General features: G+C 71.3%; 1 protein-coding gene and 1 pseudogene. Both read right to left on the minus strand.

The genetic code is table 11. The features are described from left to right. Window positions 1-143: 143 nt before the first annotated feature. Window positions 144-416: pseudogene (locus tag MKK68_RS00100) on the minus strand (sulfonate ABC transporter substrate-binding protein); the annotation flags it as partial. 8 nt (window positions 417-424) lie between these two features. Next, the coding region (locus tag MKK68_RS00105; RefSeq protein ID WP_244027324.1) for an NAD(P)H-dependent oxidoreductase at window positions 425-771 on the minus strand (347 nt) is incomplete at its 5' end.

Consider the following 771-nt stretch of genomic DNA (forward strand, 5'->3'; position numbering starts at 1 on the left):
CCATGCCCGTCAACGTCCTGATGCCCGCCCTCTCGCCGACCATGGAGAAGGGCAACCTCGCCAAGTGGCTCAAGAAGGAGGGCGACGCGATCAAGTCCGGCGACGTGCTCGCCGAGATCGAGACCGACAAGGCGACCATGGGAGATCGGCGGGGCGTCGCCAGTCTGGCCGAAATCGATGCCGTCGAGGGACAAGGCCTCGAGCAGCGGCGGCCCGAAGGAGAACTCGATCCAGCGCACGCTATGGCCGAGCTTGGCCAGGCGCTCCTCGATCACGCCCTGCTGCTTGGCGACCACGAGGATGCCGTTCTTCTGGTAGCCGATGCGCAGCACGCCCGGCTCGGCGGCCACCGCCGGACGGGTCAGGGGCAGCGCCGCGGCGAGGGCCGTGGCGACGAGGCGGCGGCGGTCGATCATCGCGGGTCTCAGCGGGCGGCGGCGAGCGCCACGGGGGCGGACGATTCCGCCGCGATCCCGGCGCGCACCAGGGCCGCGAGCTGGGCGCCGGCCTGGGCGATCCGTTCGCGCACGCCCGCATCCGTCGGGAGGCCGTCGGTGAAGTCCGGATCGGAGCCGTAGACGGTGGTCGGCACCTGCAGGGCGCCGAAGAACCCGAACAGCGGCCGGAACGAATGCTCGACGACGAGCGCGTGGCGGGCGCCGCCGCCGGTGGCGACGATCGCGACCGGCTTGTTGGCCAGGGCCGCCGGATCAATCAGGTCGAAGACGTGCTTGAACAGCCCGGTGAAGCTGCCCTTGTAGACCGGCGAGC

It is taken from the genome of Methylobacterium sp. E-016 (genome assembly GCF_022829745.1).
Lineage (GTDB): Bacteria > Pseudomonadota > Alphaproteobacteria > Rhizobiales > Beijerinckiaceae > Methylobacterium.